This window comes from Methylomonas sp. TEB (assembly GCF_047777895.1).
Classification (GTDB): domain Bacteria; phylum Pseudomonadota; class Gammaproteobacteria; order Methylococcales; family Methylomonadaceae; genus Methylomonas.
This window is the reverse complement of the sequence record NZ_CP180476.1, coordinates 4,425,469-4,441,592: the sequence shown is the minus strand read 5'-3', so window position 1 is coordinate 4,441,592 and position 16,124 is coordinate 4,425,469. Positions and strand designations below refer to the sequence as shown.

Below are 16,124 nucleotides of genomic sequence, written 5' to 3'. Positions count from 1 at the left end.
TTATGGCAACCCTGGCGTCCAAACTCCGTAAAAAATCGCCGCAGCGCAAAACCAGCGCGCCGCCCAAACCCAATGAAGAGAAAAAGCAGCGCAAGCCGGCGTATCTGCAACGCAAGATGTCGGTCAGCCAGCCGCATGACCCTGAAGAAAAGGAAGCGGACCAAGTAGCTCAGGAAGTCAGCCGCGCCAAAAAATCCGGCGAACAGCCGGGGGTGAAGGAAGACAAGGAGATGATTTCCAGCAAGCCCGTGCCCAGCGCTCAACGCTTGTTGCGGCGGCTGAACCGGGCGGTGGCGGATGCAGCCAAGCCGGAAGAGGAGCAAAAATCGGTGCGCCGGGCGAAACAGCCGGATGACGAAAACAAAAACCCGGTTGCGCAGCGTTCTGTGGAAACCGAGGACAAAAACGAAGATCAGCTCAAACGTCTGAGTCGTAAGGCCGAAGAAGAAAAGCCCAAGGCCGCGCGGCTATTTCGCAAGGCCGCAGGACCCGAAAAAACAGACGAACAACCAACGTCCGCTGCGCGTTTGTTACGTAAATCCAAACCGGCGGATGAGGAGCAAACGGTCGCGCAAACCCGTTTGAATCGTGCTGCCGCCGAGCAAGCGGAACAGCCTGAAGATACCGAATCAGCCGCGTCAGCAAACACAGTCGAGCAGTCGGTGGAGGCGCGAATCGAGGAAAGCCGGGGTAAGGGGGCGCCGTTACCGGAAAATATCCGGCGCGAGATGGAGCAACAGCTCGGCGCGGATTTTTCCGGTGTGGTTATTCACAACGATGCCGAAGCGGCGGATTTGTGCAAGCAACTCAATGCTCGCGCCTTTACCGTTGGTAACGATGTGTACTTCGCGCCCGGCGAGTTTGCGCCGGAAGCCGATGCCGGGCGCGAACTGTTGGCGCACGAGTTGAGCCATGTGGTGCAACAAAGCGGCGGGGTGCAACGTGTGATGCGCGCGCCGCCGGCGGCACCTGCCGCAACTCCGGCATCGGGTGGCGCGAAAAGTGCCGGTAAAGGTACGCTGAAGGGTGGGGAATTGCATGTGCCCCTGCTGACTTTGCCGCAAAAACCGGGCATGCAGGAAAAATTCAGCGCCAAATACGGCGGGCTGACCAATTGGAAACTGCCACAAGCCGACGAGCGTACCAACCAGATCGACGACTGGAAAAAGCAGATCAAACCGTCGTCCGGCAGCTGGGATTTAAAACCCTATCTCGGCAGCGACAACACCTTGCCGGATACCAGCGGTGCCAGCACGCAATATGCCTTGAAGCTGAAAGCCGGTGGCGGCGGTCAAGGCTATCTGATCGGCTCCGAAAGCGATATTCGCGAGCAGGCCATTCTGCCGTGGTGGAATAGTCAGGGGGCGCCGCATCTGTTCGATGTCGATCATATTCTGGAACTGCAATTGGGCGGCGATGCGGACAAGCTGGAAAACTTCCAATTACTGGATGCCAGCGCCAATCGCAGTTCGGGCAGCAAGATTAAAAATGCCATCGATAAGGCGATACGCGCGGCCATTCCTCCCGAAGTGGAAGGCGGTGGTGATTTGCCGGAAAACCTCTCCAAACCGCTGCCGGGGCGCAGCAAAGCCGCTCCTGGCGCTGCACCGGCACCGACTGCGAATGCCGCGGCGCCTACTCCGGTCCCTGCCGCGGGAGGCGGTGCAGCACCGGCTACCGCCGCCAAAGATCCGGCCTCGGCAGCGCTGGATGCCATCAAAACCAGCTATCAGGACAAGCTGATTTTCGACGAAGTGAAATTCGAGGGTGCCGTTGGCGGCAATCCGGGCATTTGTTGGCAGGCCGACCGCGTCACCAAGATGGATCACCTGAAGCCTCTGGAAAAAGCTACCAAAACCAATGCTCCCGATCTGTTTGCCAACGACAAATTGCGGCTGCTGCCACGCCCCGGCGCCGGGGTGATGTTTGTCAGTGCTTTGAAAGGCGATCCGGGCAGTGAAACCTTCGAGGGCGGCAGTTGGGGTGGCATGTCGGTGGTTGGCGGAACCTTCAACCGCAGCGCCGGTAGCGGTACGGTGACACTGACCATGCCCAAAACCAAAAAAGTCGATGCGCAGAACACTACACTAAATTTTGTCAGCAGCGGTGCGCCGACGCTATGTCATATTCCGCCCGGCCAAGTAGCCGATGCTTATCGCAACGCCTTTAAAGCCAAGACTTTGAGCCCGATTGCGCTGAACAACGCCGATATGGATGCCAGCGCCAATATCGTCGGCGGCGGCGTCTTAACCATCGACGGTATTCCGCTGTTGGCTGGCACGACGGTTGACGTGGCGTTGGTGGGCGGCGATCTGGTGTTTTCAAAAACCTTTTCTACCGACGAATTCGATATGAAAGGGCCTATCCAATTGGATAGCAGTTCGCTGACGCTGAGTGCCGGCGCGGCCACGCCGATTGCCGCCGCCGGCTTGGTGGAGTTTCATATCGGTGAACTGGCTAAAGGCTCTTTGGAGGGCAGTGCCACCGCCGGGGGCTTTGCGATGGCCGGCCAGCTGGAATTTGATAAACAGCTCTTCACCGGTGCGGGGCGTATCGACTATGACAGCGCCAAAGGCATTAAAGCCTCCGGGACGCTGGGCCTGAAGCCGGGCGCATTGAAAGGCATCAAAAAAGCCAGTTTTACCCTAGCTTACGACGATGCCAAAAAAGCCATCGATTTTGCCGGCGATGCCGAGGTTTCCGTGCCCGGCTTTAAAGGCGCCAAACTGTCCGCGCATGCCGACGATACCGGCAATATCAGCTTGGGCGGCGAGGCAACGCTGTCCGACACCATTCCACGCATCAAGGGAGGCAAGCTGAACATTGCTGCTGATCGGAAGGGCGATGTCTGGTCTTTGGGCGGCGGCGGTGAGCTTGAGCCCGATTTGAGCGGATTGGACGCCAGCGCCAAAATCAAACTGGATTATAAAGATGGCTTATTGAATGGCAAACTCACGGCCAATTACAAACGCAGCATGCTGGCCGGCAATATCGATTTGAATGCCAAAGCCGTGGTCGGCGAAGGTGGCGGCGAGGCCGAACCGATCAAGGTGTGGGGCAGCGGCACGGTTGATGTCACTGCCGCGCCGTGGTTGAAAGCGACTGTTGGATTGACATTGGACGAGAAAGGCGAGATTACCGTGTCCGGCGAAATGGGTTTACCCAGTTCGTTGGAGATCTTTCCGCGCAAGGAGATCAACAAATCGCTGTTTGCCGTTGCCACGCAAGTGCCGATTGTGCCGGGCATCGTCGCGGAAGTGGGCGGCAATCTCAGTGCGACGGCGGGCATTGGCCCCGGCAGCCTGGATCAATTGAAAATCGGTTTGACCTACAATCCCGATCACGAGCAAGACACCAAGATTACCGGCGACGCGCATCTTAAAGTGCCGGCCGATGCTGGGTTGCGCTTGGCGGTGCGGGCTGGTATCGGTCTGGGGATTACCGGCGCCAGCGCCACCGGCGGCCTGGAGATAGGCGGCAAACTGGGTATTGAGGGTGCGGCGGAGGCGGGGGTGCATGTGGATTGGACGCCGGCCACAGGCCTGGATTTGACTGCCAAGCTGGCGGTGTCCGCGCAACCCAGCTTTACCTTTGATATTTCCGGTTACGTAGCCGTGACTGCATTGGGCTTCAGCGTGTACGATCAGCGTTGGCAACTGGCTTCGTATCAATTTGGTTCGGATTACAAGTTTGGTATCAGCCTGCCGGTGCATTATCACGAAGGACAACCCTTCGATGTATCGCTGGATGACGTGCAGTTCGAGGTGCCGGACATTTCGCCGGGCGACATTTTGAGTGGTTTGATTGCCAGGATAGCCTGATGAATGCGCTTAACGATCTGCTCAGAGAAGGAGTAATCGCCCATCAGGCCGGTAACCTGGCCGAAGCGGCGCGTTTGTATCGGGCGGCGCTGGAATTGGACGCTGACAATGCCAGCGCGCATAACAATCTGGGTTTTGTGCTGGCGCAGCGGCAAGAGTGGCCGGAGGCCTTGGTGCATCTGCGTACCGCGCTACGTTTGAAGCCGAATATGGCGATGGCGCATTGCAATCTCGGTCAGGTGCTGGTCAATACCGGTCGTGCCGGCGAGGGTTTGGCACATCTGGAGCAGGCTACGGTATGCGATCCGGATAGCGTCACGGCTTGGGACAATCTGGCCCGCATCAGAGTCTTACTCGGCGACTTTCAGGGCGGCGAGTATGCGGCGATCCGAGCCTTGAAACTGCAACCCAACGCGCCGCAGCTGCATACCCGCTTGGGCATCGCCGTGGCCGCTCAGCAACGGTTGCCCGAAGCTTTGCAGCACTACCAACAAGCTTTGGCATTAGACAGCAAACATCAGGAAGCCTGGGCGCAACTGGGTATTACCTGTTTCCTGCGTAACGATCTGGGCAGCGCCCGCGAAGCGCTGGAAACCGCACTGGCGCTGAATCCGGACGATAGTAACGCCTTGCGGCATCTGGCCTTGGTGAATCTGAGTCTGGGTAACCGCGATGTCGCCATCGCCCAGTTCGAGCATCTGCTGGCGCATAACCCGGACGATGACGACTCGCGCCTGGATTTGGTGGTGGTTTTGTTGTCCGGTCAGCATACGCTCGCGGCGCTGGAGCAACTGGAGGCTATAAGCGAGGCTGCCCGCGCGTCCAGCAAATATCAATTCTATTTAGGCCTGGCCTTGCAACAAAACGGCGAGCAGGAATCCGGCACGCAATTGCTGCGGCAACTGGCGGATTTGCCGGATGATGTCTACGGGGTTAAGGCACGGAAGATGTTGTTGGTGAGTTGAGTTTTTTGAGGTGGGAGGGGGTTGAATTCGAGTCGGAGGATTTCGAGCATTAAAGTATTTAAGTGATTTGTTGAAATGGATTATTTGAGGGGCGGGAACCGGCCAACTGCTGACGTTTGACGATGCTGGCCAGCTATCATTCGAACGACCCCTACACCTCCGAATCTGCCGGATAGCCCATACGAACATTCGGCCAATCCGATCGTTTTGCTTTAGAACACAGAACGGTTGAAGTCACGCAAAAAGCGCGCGGTCAGAGCTAAAAATGAAGACGTTCAACGTTCTCTATAAGCTGCGCCGCTGCCAAAAAAATCCGAGCAACCGCCACATTTTCCAGCGTCGGTTTCATCCAATTACTGGCTATGATGGCTCAATTGCTATGACGGTCGGCATACTCTGCCGTGAAGAACGCCTTTACAGTCAATACATTAAATACGCATAATATCCGCTGTTGTATAGACGTGGCCTGATGTCTGTATCTTGCTGATCATTAACAATGTGTTTCAGCCTCTAAGCTCGAGCGGTATCTATCTGTCAATTGACAAGCACTGGCCACCCGCTGGCAGGACATTTCGGCATCACTTTAACTAGAAAAATATGAACTACAAGATCTTTCTGGTGGCTTTTACCACCCTGTTCGCATCTTCCAGTGTCCACGCAACTGCTAGCGTCTTTATCAGGCTTCCTTCTGAACCGGTATGTGATCCTGACGGTTATAGAGGCTGTGACGATGGAAGTCCGGGCTCATTAGTTGAGACCTACACGTCCGCAGAACTCGACGCCATACACGCCGCGTTAAATCAACAGATCACAATTCTGCAGAATGAGAATAAGTTGCTCAAAAGCATGATAGACCAGCGCGAAGCCGACATTAAACTCCTCGCCAAGAAGGTTGATTTTGCGGACGAGCGCATAGCGCAGTTGGAAAAAGCGTTGAAGGACTTGGCTGCTAAGTCAGCCATTGCTCCCAACGTCCGCAGGGCACTTAAGCCGCAAGTCAAATAAGTGGAACAGTAAGGGGGTCTATGTGGTACTGCGGTACACGCAGCTACTCGCTGCCGCCATGTTTGCGTGCACGGCGCTGGCTGAAGACGCAACCATCGATGCCAGAATCAAGGTCGGAGCCGCTTTTTTTGAATTGGGTGGCACAGCAAGTTCCTTAGTGTGGACTGCGGTGAAAGGCGAAGCTGCCCTCGCTAAATACCCTAGCGACGAAGTCTTCCAGCTAGCGACCCGCATTCAAACCGACTTGGACAATACCAAAGCATCGTCCAGTTTCGGTAGAGCCGTCGGTAACGCGGGGGCAGCCACATTCCAATTGATGGCGGCCACTGACCCTGAGCCGACCTCAAAGATCAGCTTTACGGTTGCTGCCTACGCCACTCAGGCCGCGGCCAACTATCTTGCCGATGCCACATATAAAGACGTTCAAGAAAAATCGCTGGGTGCGCTCCGCAAGGCGCTGGACGACAGACAGAACAATTTGACGCCGCAGAAGCTTGTCAAGATGGACAAGGACGAGTTTCTCAGTGGAATCGATGGGCTGAAGCTGGGCAATAAAACCATGCGAGACGTATTCAAGGGCAATACCGCGGCGTTGGAATTGCTCAAGGCCAACGTTAGTGATTACCTAATCTCCAACAGCGCGGCCACCCTCTTTTCTGTGAAAAAACTCGACGGTGACGTAGAGACCGTCCGCAAGACTATCGTGAGCATGGACGCCAATCTGAAGAAGTTCAGGGAGGAGTCGATCGAGCGATTTCAGAATATCGAAGACAAGACCGATGCGGTCCTGGAGTCTACTAAGTCCTCGTCGGAGCAATTAGCCAAATTGCGCGAGTTAACGCAGGGAAACCTGCGAGCAATACAAACGCTGACTGACATTTCTTATCTAGGCTGGAGTACCGACCAGAAGCTCGCGGCGGTAAAAGCGGGCCAATTTCCGGAATTGGACGATGAAGCGAGAGAGAAATTGATCGGTAGCCTAGAGGCAGACAAACGCCGCGAAAAAGCTATCGGTGATTTGCAACTAGTTAGCCGCGACATCGGCTCACTAACGACCCTCGCGGGCAATCTCGGAATGCCGCCAATTGTTGTGAAAGGCCTCAGTTCTGCAAATACGGCGACCAGTGCCCTTATTAAATTCAATTCAGGGGATGTCCTAGGGGCGGTCGCTTCACTGTCCGGCCTCTTCGGAGGACAGAAAAGCGATCTAGGTGCCGAGCGGCATAAGCAGCTGATGACTTACCTTGCCACTCAGTTCGGCGAAGTCAACAAGCGCCTAGAAAGAATTCAAAAGCTGCAAGAAGACACGCTGGTTGCCATCACCGACTTGAGCAAGTTGATGTCGTATTTTAGGAATGAGGTTCACCAACAGCTCAGCTTTATCGAAAACGTAGTACTCCGCAACGATGCCATGCTAGGCGAACTTATCCGCGAAAAGTGGGTCTCTTGCCGAGCAATGCGCAATGCCAGCAATCAATTGCCTTGGTTCTCCAGCCGGCAGGAGATTCTCGACGCACTGGGAACCGGCGACAGTGCCGTGGATTTCCGCAACAACTGGAAGGCTTGTAATGCATTGTCTTTCGGCTTCCTTAACGGCAACATCCTCACCGGCAGTTGGGCTGGTGGCATAGCGGACATGCGTACTGCCTCCGGCCCCGTCACTTCAGAGAAAGAAATGCAAAAGGCCTTAATCAGCTATGCCAACCTGCGCATTGCGGAGTACCAGGTGGCGCGCGACGCCTTACTTGCGGCGGCGCCCGATCTCTTCACCTCTCCGGCGCCCTATCTGATCCGACTCGGACAGCCTGCGCCAACGGTGTCTGCACGCGATGCGCTGGTCGATGCGCTTGCTTCGCAGCGCGACACTATCGAACAGTTTAACTGCAACTCAACAAATGTTCTGAACCTCGGGCAGCGCAAGCTTGCGTGTTTGGGCGTTCCTAGCGGCAGTACGATGGGGCCCCTGCCCAACCAGGTCGAACAGATGTTTGGCGATACGTTGATCGGACCGAACGGATGGAGCCTGATAGACTCGATGATCGCAGTTAGCCGCACGGCGGCCTTCGTCCGCCTCGATGGTGCCGACCAGTATAAGTTCTTGTCACCTGAAGACCTCGACACTGGCAGTCTACCTAACGACAACCTCAAAACCACCGTTAGCGAACGCCGAGGCCTTGACCTCCTGCAAGCAATGAGTCCGATGGCAGAGCTGAACATACTCCAGCAATCGGTAGCTTACGGCGACCTTGTGCCGCAGATGGTGCTGGATATCCTCTATGACGATAGTACGAGAGTACTGAGGTCTGAGGTCGACCTGCAAGCTACCATGGACAAACGCTCGAAGCAAGACAAGGCACTGAATGCGATTAGAGTCAACCCTGTGTTGGCCAGAAACGTCCTCATGCTCGCCGTGCGCAAAGTCCTCACAGACTCGAATGGCAAATTCCCGACGACCTACTATGGACTTGCAATTGCCAACTTCATGGGACAGTCAGCCTGCCTCAAAGATCCAGTGGCGATGAGCAAGCTGAACGATCTTTTCCCAGGCTGGAAGCTTGAATATCGGTTGGAGAAATCGGCGTCGGCCTCTGGCCACACTGCGACCTGCAAGGAGGGAGACGAAATGGCAGCCCGCGGTGCTGGCTTGGTGCTGGACTTCGGCAATTTCTACGTCAAAATGCCTTCAGCCGAAATAGCAAGCGAGGGCATATTTGAATATCCTCAGTCCCTCACGATCGCGTTAAGGTATCGCGAAAAAATTGGCCAGGAGTTGATCGACCGGAGTGCATTCAACTATTTCAAGGACGACAGGAAGAAGGTGGATTTCCTGGATGTGGCGAGTAAGCTGAATCACACGGACTAGGCAGTCGCCGAAATGCAGAAGTGAGTTGTGATATAGCTCAGGCATTCTTAACTGCATGGGTTGACTAAACCAGAGTTGGCCCAAGCCCAGGGACAAAAGACCAAGTCCAGAAATCGACAGAGTGTGGTGTAGTTCCTGTTTTGGGATCGCTGCGAGTCTCTCTAGATCGTCCGATTGCGACCAACAGCCTTCGCAGATTACTGAATGCTCACTGCGACATTATGGCCTAGGACTTCGCGTTCGGAAAATGCTCTGAGCGGCTGCATGACTCAATAAGCTGTCATTGCTCTGCCAGACAGCCGAAGGTCTGCATTGGGTCGATGGCCGCAATTCGCCAGTTCCAAATGCCATTATTCAATACGGCTGCAATCTTATCGGGACTGGCGGCCTGATTTAGATCTGGGCCGGTGGCGGTTTTAGCTGCGATGAAGGGATGGATTTAAAAAGGAATAGTAATCACAAAACCTCCAAATATTCGCATCCGTCATAGCTAGTAAGTCTAAGTTATTGCCACTCCCGCGCCGGCGCCAGTCCATTAACAATCCTGGTTTCGCGTCCCGCTTGATGCCTTAATTGTTGAAACTGCGCCAATAACCGCCCGCAGAATCAATATTCCCACTTGAAAAAATCGGCGGGAAGGCCAGAATGAAACGCAGAGCGCTACTGCGGTGTTAACACTGCGCAAGCGGTCGATGACGAGTGGAACAAATGAGCGGCAACGCGTGTCCTGTCTGAGGATTGAACGTTAGGGGCAATTACCACGTAAAGAGCGGGTACGGAAAGATTCAAATTGGTACATAGTGGCGTCGAATCCCTCGAGCAATCGTGGTTTCGTATTTTGTTCATAATTGGCTGAAATGATGGCAGATGTCTTGGTTAGTGCGGCCTCACGGTAAATTTCGGGATTTCTGACTGACTACAGACCTCGAGTCTGACCTCGTCAACGGCATCGGCGGTAGGCTGGCGGGTTGGAGACTACAGTTTAGGCTGTGGAATCCCCCGCCGGCGGGCTCATCATCATCCAACTCCGGTTATTTCTCCCTTCTTACTTCTCGAATCGCATCCCAACTGTTTCTCGGTGTTAGTGGCAAACCTCTGGAACCTTGCCTCCGTATCCAAACATGCACCGATTACATTTAAAATTCCGTGGAATAGGCCTAACCGGTCAGCATTGATACAATAAGGCATTATTTCTCAAAGCCACATTATCCAGGGAGTACTCATGATTCGCTTTCCAGCAGAATGGGAAACACAATCAGCCGTTATCATCGCTTGGCCGCATCACAGCGGCGACTTTACCAATCTGTCCGCCGTCGAAGACACCTATCATTTTGTCGCCACCACTATCAGCCGGTTTCAGCCCTTGGTGATTATTTGCAAGGACGGCGAGCATCAGCAGCATATTCAGACGCAACTGGGTCACAACGATAAAATTCATATGCTGCAGGCCGATTACAATGATATTTGGCTGCGGGATACGGTGTTTTTGACGATGGAGTGGCAGCATCCCAAAGCCAGCGTGCAGTTGCTTAACTTTCGATTCAATGGCTGGGGCAAGAAATATCCGCATGCGGCCGACGATGCCTTGAATCTGGCGCTGTTTGCGCATCCGATTTTTAAAGGTCATCCCACTGCCACGCTGGATCTGGTGCTGGAAGGCGGCAGCGTGGAGTCGGACGGGCAAGGCACCTTGATGACGACCAAAAATTGTTTGCTCAACCCCAACCGCAATCCGGATTTGTCGGAAGCCGCCATTGCAGGGCAGTTGCAAAACTACTTGGGCGCGAAGCGGATTTTGTGGGTCGAGCAAAGCAATCTGGCCGGCGACGACACTGATGCGCACATTGACACGCTGGCGCGGTTTTGCGATGCCAACACTATTGCTTATACCAGTTGCGACGACAGTGAAGATCCGCATTTCGAAAGCCTGAAAAATATGGAAGCGCAACTCAAAACCTTTAAGACAGAAGGTGGCGATGCCTATCGGTTGGTGGCGCTGCCATTACCAAAACCGATTTTCGATGAACAAGGCCAGCAGTTGCCGGCCAATTACTCGAATTTCCTGATTATCAACGGCGCAGTATTGGTGCCGGTTTATGAGGATGCTATGGATGCGGTGGCGCTGGAACGCTTGAAAGGCTGCTTCCCCAATCACGAAATCATCGCCACGCCATGCCGGTCGCTGGTGCATCAATACGGTAGTTTGCATTGCGCCAGCATGCAGGTGCCGGCGTTCGTTAAATTGAATTTCTAAGCATCTGTCCGACTCATGAAAAAATCGATTATCGCCTGCGCCGTGCAGCAGCCCTGCAATCGCGGCCGGGAAACCAATCTGGCTTATTCGATTAGTCAAATCGAAACAGCCGCCCAACAAAATGCCGACTTAGTGGTTCTGCCGGAACTGCATCTGGACCATTATTTTTGCCAAAGCGAAGACACCGGGTGTTTTGATTTGGCGCAGCCGATTCCCGGCCCAACTTGCGAAACGCTGGCTGAAGTGGCGAAGGCCAATAAGGTGGTGATCGTTTCGACCATTTTCGAGAAACGTGCGCCGGGTTTGTACCACAACACGGCGGTGGTATTTGACAAGGACGGCAGCATCGCCGGCACCTTCCGGAAAATGCATATCCCTGACGATCCGGGTTTTTACGAGAAGTTTTATTTCACGCCTGGCGACTTGGGTTTTACGCCAATAGAAACGTCGATAGGCAAGTTGGGGGTGTTGATCTGCTGGGATCAATGGTATCCGGAAGCGGCGCGGCTCATGGCGTTGGCCGGTGCTGATTTGTTGATTTATCCCACCGCTATAGGTTGGAATCCCGAGGACGATGCGGCCGAAAAACAACGCCAATGTGATGCCTGGATTACCGTGCAGCGGGCGCATGCGGTGGCGAACGGCATTCCGGTGATTTCCTGCAATCGTATCGGTTTCGAAGCGGCGCCGGATCAGGCGCCGGGCATTCGGTTCTGGGGGAATAGCTTTATCGCCGGCCCGCAAGGTGAGATTTTAACCAGTGCCGACGAAAGCCAAGATGTGTTGTTATTCGCCGAGCTTGATGCGCAGCGCAGCGAGGACGTCAGACGCATCTGGCCGTTTCTGCGAGATCGCCGGATAGATGAGTATGCGGATTTGAAGAGACGGTTTATCGATTAAACGCTGATGATGTCAGCGCTTTGAGAAAGCCGGACAACAGCTAGAACTGTTGTCCGGCTTTTTTATCAGTCTTCGCTGGCGCTGCGGCTGACAGGTTCTTGAGGTGTTTCGCTGTGGCGATTGTTGCTGCGCTCGGCGAACTCTCTGTCATAAGAGCGCGGCTGGCTGCTGGCTTCGCCGCTTTCGGAATAGCTTGGAGCTGGGGCTGGACGTTCGCCGCCTTGATTGCCTATTGAGCTATTTTCGCCCGCTTCGCCACCGGCGCTTTGCTCGGGGCGTCTCTCGCCACCGTTGCGCGGGCCACGTCTGCGGCTGCGGCTGCGGCGGCTGCGTTCTTGGCCACCGTTGCCGTTTTCTCTTTTTGCGGTTGTAGTCGCGTCGTCGGTATTTTCCTGGTCAATCACCACGGCTTGCTTTGGCTCGACTGGGACGCTGCCCGTAGCTTCGGTATTTGCCGGGTTGTTGGGCGGACGGCGATTGTTGTTACGGCGGTTGTTGTTACGGCCTGATGCTGAGCGCTCGCCCCTCTCTCCTCTGTCGCCGCGATCACCACGGTCCCGGCGATTGTTTCTGCCGGATCTGGGTTTGTCTTCGTTGCTTTTTTCAGAGGCTTCGCCGTTTTCGGCGGCTTTGCTATTCCCGATCAGACGCTGCCAGAAACGTTGAATTAGACCGGCAGAGGTCTTTTTGTTTTGTACGGGGGCGGGGGAGTCCGGTAAAAACTCCTTAATCGCGGCTTTTTCGGCTTTAGGGCCGGCCTGCTTGGCAAATTCCGGTACCGTGATGTCTTCTTCCTTGATATGCAAATGGCTGGCTTTTTCTTCGCTGCTTTCGCCTGCGGATTTGATGCGTTCGATATCGTAAGACGGGGTTTCCAGGTGTTTGCTTGGTAGCACGATGATGCCGACTTGCAGTCTGGTTTCGATTTCCTGAATCGCCGCGCGTTTTTCGTTGAGCAGGAAGGTGGCGCAATCGATAGGCAAATGGGCGATGACGCGCTCGGTGCCTTTTTTCATCGCTTCTTCCTCGATCAAACGCAATACGGCCAGCGTTACCGATTCGACATTGCGGATCGTGCCTTGACCCTTGCAGCGGGGGCAGGTCAGTTGCGTCGAGTCGCCCAACGAGGGACGCAGACGCTGTCTGGACATCTCCATCAAACCGAAGCGGGAGATGCGGCCGGTCTGGATACGGGCGCGGTCGATTTTCAAGGCGTCGCGCAGGCGGTTTTCCACTTCGCGCTGGTTTTTGTTCGACATCATGTCGATGAAGTCGATGACGAATAGACCACCCAAGTCGCGCAAGCGCAATTGGCGGGCGATTTCGTCGGCCGCTTCCAGATTGGTGTTCAGCGCGGTTTCCTCGATGTCGCTGCCCTTGGTGGCGCGCGCCGAGTTGATATCCACAGAAGTTAAGGCTTCGGTGTGATCGATGACTATCGAACCGCCGGAAGGCAGAGACACTTCGCGGCGATAGGCCATTTCGATCTGGGTTTCGATCTGGTAACGGCTGAACAGCGGCACGCTGTCCTGATACAGTTTGGCCTTATGCAGATTATGCGGCATCACCTGTTTCAGGAAATTGTGCACCAGTTTGAAGGCGCCTTCCTGGTCGATCAGGATTTCGTCGATGTCGCCGCGCAAGTGATCGCGCAGGGCGCGGATGATGACGTTGCTTTCCTGGAAAATCAGGAAGGGCGCGGTTTGCTCGGTGCTGGAGCGGTCGATGGCTTCCCACAGTTGCAGCAGGTAGTTTAAGTCCCACTGCAGTTCTTCGACGTTTTTGTCAGAGCCGGCGGTACGGATGATCAAGCCCATGCTGTCCGGGATTTCCAGCGCGGCCATGGTTTCGCGCAGTTCGCTGCGGTTGTCGCCTTCGATGCGGCGGGAAATGCCGCCCGCTTTGGGGTTGTTCGGCATCAGTACCAAATAGGTGCCGGCCAAACTGATGTAAGTCGTTAGCGCCGCGCCTTTGTTGCCGCGTTCTTCTTTTTCAATCTGAACGACGATTTCCTGGCCTTCGCGAATATTGGATTTGGAGGATTTACCCTCTTCGCTGTCGCCGGTCCGATATTCGGGGGCGATTTCCTTAAACGGTAGGAAGCCGTGTTTTTCGGCGCCGTAATTAACGAAGGCGGCTTCTAGGCTGGGTTCTACCCGAGTGATGATACCTTTATAAATGTTGGATTTTTTTTGTTCTTTTGAAGGAACTTCGATGTCGAAATCATAGAGTTTCTGACCATCTACCAATGCCACTCGCAGCTCTTCGGGCTGCGTGGCGTTGATAAGCATTCTTTTCATTAAATTATCCTTATTGTAATTTGTATCCTACTTAGAGCTTAAACAGGTTTGGTTGTCGCGGATAAAGGCGGCGTGTTTCCCCATATGTACTTAAGTGAGCGGCCAGACTGACGGAAAACTGCAATTAGTTGTAGTAATTGTCGCAGCGGGTTATCGGCATTGCCGAGGGTGGCGCTTGAAAAGTGGGAGGTCTGTTATACCGAACTCTATTCTAAGGATGCAGCTCGCTCATCATGGGTTGAGCGATAAAACCCGAAAAAATTCTTTTAGGTCAGCGCGAAGACACAACGCTGAAACCCCGGTCTTTAAATTTTTATAGCTAAAGTCTATCCAAAGATAAACTAGCCTAATATAGCAATGTTTATTGACAGCAGCAATTTTAAACATGGCTGGCGGATATGTTGTTATTATTTGCCGCATGAATACCGCAGAAAATCAGACCAATCCGCAAGTCCAATGGCTGGAGATTACCGAGGCAAACAGCGAACAAAGGCTCGATAATTTTCTGATCACTTATCTCAAAGGCGTCCCCAAAACCCGCATCTATCGCATGGTCAGAAAGGGCGAAGTGCGGGTCAATAAAGGCCGGATCGACGTTAGTTACAAGTTGCAGTTGGGCGATATTGTGCGAATTCCGCCGGTCAGAGTCGCGGAAAAAAAAGACGAAATCATCGTCCAACCCACCTTGAAGTTCAGCCTGGAAAACCACATTCTTTACGAAGACGACGGCTTTATCGTGCTGAACAAGCCGGCCGGCTTTGCCGTGCATGGCGGTAGCGGCGTCAGTTCCGGCGTGATCGAGGGGCTAAGACAGGTTCGGCCGCAACAGAAGTTTTTGGAATTGGTGCATAGGCTGGATAAGGAAACCTCCGGTTGCTTGTTGATTGCCAAGAAGCGTTCAGTATTGAAGCTATTGCATGAACTTTTTCGCGGCGATGGTATCCAGAAGACCTATTTGGCTTTATTGGTTGGGCAGTTCCGACGCAAGAAGCAATTAGTCGAGGTGCCCCTGTTAAAAAACGTCGCCCAGGGCGGCGAGCGCATGGTGGTGGTCAGCCAGGCCGGTAAATCCGCCGAGACCTTGTTTACGCGGCTGAAGCAGTTTCAGGATGTCACCTTAGTACATGCCGCGCCTAAAACGGGCCGCACTCATCAGATTAGGGTGCATGCTGCTTGGCTGGGGCATCCGATTGTGGCCGATGATCGTTATGGCGATGACGATAAGAATAAAGCCTTTAAAAAGCGTGGATACAAGCGTCTGTTTTTACACGCCGAACAATTGCAGTTTGCGCATCCGGTCAGTGGCGACTTGCTGCACTTTACCGCACCATTACCCGAGGATTTACAAGAATTGCTGAATCATGAAAAACCGCTTTGATTTAATCATTTTTGATTGGGACGGTACTTTAATGGATTCGGTGGACTGGATCGTGCATTGCATCCAACAAGCGGCGAGGAGTTGTGAATGTGCCGTGCCGGAAGCGCAGGCGGTCCGAGACATCGTCGGCTTGAGCATCGAAAATGCGATGAAGCAACTGTTTCCGACTGAAGAGCCCGAGATCCGGCAAAAGATCGCTACCGATTACGCGGAAACCTTTTTTAGCAAGCAAATCGGTCCTGACGACTTGTTTCCCGGTGTGCGTGAAATGTTGAAGCAGTTTCGTGACCAAGGGTATCGTCTGGCTGTGGCGACCGGCAAGAAAAGCGCGGGTTTGCATGCAGCAATGAATGCGACCGGTGCGGCGGATTTGTTTTGTACTACGCGCTGTGCGGACCAAACGGCTTCCAAGCCCAATCCGCTGATGCTGGATGAAATCATGGCTGAACTGGGTGTGGATAAACAGCGCACCTTGATGGTCGGCGATTCGGTGCATGATTTGCAAATGGCTCTAAATGCCCAGGTCGCGTCAGTCGGTGTCACTTGCGGGGCGCATTCCGCGGCAACCTTGCAAAAATACAATCCCTTGTTGTGTGTGAACTACCCCACCGACTTAATCGGTATCATATAGGAGACAA

At 54.1% G+C, this 16,124-nt stretch carries 9 protein-coding genes; 8 read left to right on the top strand and 1 reads right to left on the bottom strand.

Annotated elements, in window-relative coordinates:
• Positions 1-2 precede the first annotated feature (2 nt).
• The 6 genes from ACMXD4_RS20090 (at position 3) to ACMXD4_RS20065 (ending at position 11,808) form a co-directional block, all read left to right on the top strand.
• Positions 3-3,821 carry a DUF4157 domain-containing protein gene (locus ACMXD4_RS20090; RefSeq protein WP_415879183.1) on the top strand — a complete coding sequence of 1,273 codons (3,819 nt, stop codon included), beginning with the start codon at positions 3-5 and terminating at the stop codon, positions 3,819-3,821.
• The gene (locus ACMXD4_RS20085; protein WP_415879182.1) at positions 3,821-4,786 is read left to right on the top strand and encodes a tetratricopeptide repeat protein; all 966 of its coding nucleotides are present in this window, start codon (positions 3,821-3,823) and stop codon (positions 4,784-4,786) included. The genes ACMXD4_RS20090 and ACMXD4_RS20085 overlap by 1 nt, the downstream gene beginning before the upstream one ends.
• Positions 4,787-5,383: 597 nt before the next feature.
• Positions 5,384-5,791: a hypothetical protein gene (locus ACMXD4_RS20080; protein WP_415879181.1), complete on the top strand. Its 408-nt coding sequence runs from the start codon at positions 5,384-5,386 to the stop codon at positions 5,789-5,791.
• Between the two features lie 58 nt (positions 5,792-5,849).
• Positions 5,850-8,654: a hypothetical protein gene (locus tag ACMXD4_RS20075; RefSeq protein WP_415879180.1), complete on the top strand. Its 2,805-nt coding sequence runs from the start codon at positions 5,850-5,852 to the stop codon at positions 8,652-8,654.
• Between the two features lie 1,222 nt (positions 8,655-9,876).
• Entirely contained in the window at positions 9,877-10,908 is a 1,032-nt protein-coding gene (locus ACMXD4_RS20070; protein ID WP_415879179.1) for an agmatine deiminase family protein, read from the top strand.
• Positions 10,909-10,923: 15 nt separating this feature from the next.
• Positions 10,924-11,808 carry a carbon-nitrogen hydrolase gene (locus ACMXD4_RS20065; RefSeq protein WP_171697464.1) on the top strand — a complete coding sequence of 295 codons (885 nt, stop codon included), beginning with the start codon at positions 10,924-10,926 and terminating at the stop codon, positions 11,806-11,808.
• 65 nt (positions 11,809-11,873) lie between these two features.
• Here ACMXD4_RS20065 and ACMXD4_RS20060 read toward each other — a convergent pair whose 3' ends face one another.
• A complete protein-coding gene (locus ACMXD4_RS20060; protein ID WP_171697465.1) occupies positions 11,874-14,108 on the bottom strand; it encodes an Rne/Rng family ribonuclease in 2,235 nt (744 codons plus the stop codon).
• A gap of 418 nt (positions 14,109-14,526) precedes the next feature.
• Between ACMXD4_RS20060 and rluC the strand changes: the two genes are divergently transcribed.
• Positions 14,527-15,486, top strand: coding sequence for a 23S rRNA pseudouridine(955/2504/2580) synthase RluC (gene rluC, locus ACMXD4_RS20055; protein WP_171697466.1), 960 nt, complete (start codon positions 14,527-14,529; stop codon positions 15,484-15,486).
• Entirely contained in the window at positions 15,470-16,117 is a 648-nt protein-coding gene (locus ACMXD4_RS20050) for an HAD-IIIA family hydrolase (protein ID WP_171697467.1), read from the top strand. Before rluC ends, ACMXD4_RS20050 begins: the two co-directional genes overlap by 17 nt.
• Positions 16,118-16,124 lie beyond the last annotated feature (7 nt).

Excerpts from the sequence above, each read along its gene's own strand:
- ACMXD4_RS20090 (WP_415879183.1), top strand. The coding sequence starts at position 3 with ATGGCAACCCTGGCGTCCAAACTCCGTAAAAAATCGCCGCAGCGCAAA.
- ACMXD4_RS20085 (WP_415879182.1), top strand. The coding sequence starts at position 3,821 with ATGAATGCGCTTAACGATCTGCTCAGAGAAGGAGTAATCGCCCATCAG.
- ACMXD4_RS20080 (WP_415879181.1), top strand. The coding sequence starts at position 5,384 with ATGAACTACAAGATCTTTCTGGTGGCTTTTACCACCCTGTTCGCATCT.
- ACMXD4_RS20075 (WP_415879180.1), top strand. The coding sequence starts at position 5,850 with ATGTTTGCGTGCACGGCGCTGGCTGAAGACGCAACCATCGATGCCAGA.
- ACMXD4_RS20070 (WP_415879179.1), top strand. The coding sequence starts at position 9,877 with ATGATTCGCTTTCCAGCAGAATGGGAAACACAATCAGCCGTTATCATC.
- ACMXD4_RS20065 (WP_171697464.1), top strand. The coding sequence starts at position 10,924 with ATGAAAAAATCGATTATCGCCTGCGCCGTGCAGCAGCCCTGCAATCGC.
- ACMXD4_RS20060 (WP_171697465.1), bottom strand. The coding sequence starts at position 14,108 with ATGAAAAGAATGCTTATCAACGCCACGCAGCCCGAAGAGCTGCGAGTG.
- rluC (WP_171697466.1), top strand. The coding sequence starts at position 14,527 with ATGAATACCGCAGAAAATCAGACCAATCCGCAAGTCCAATGGCTGGAG.
- ACMXD4_RS20050 (WP_171697467.1), top strand. The coding sequence starts at position 15,470 with ATGAAAAACCGCTTTGATTTAATCATTTTTGATTGGGACGGTACTTTA.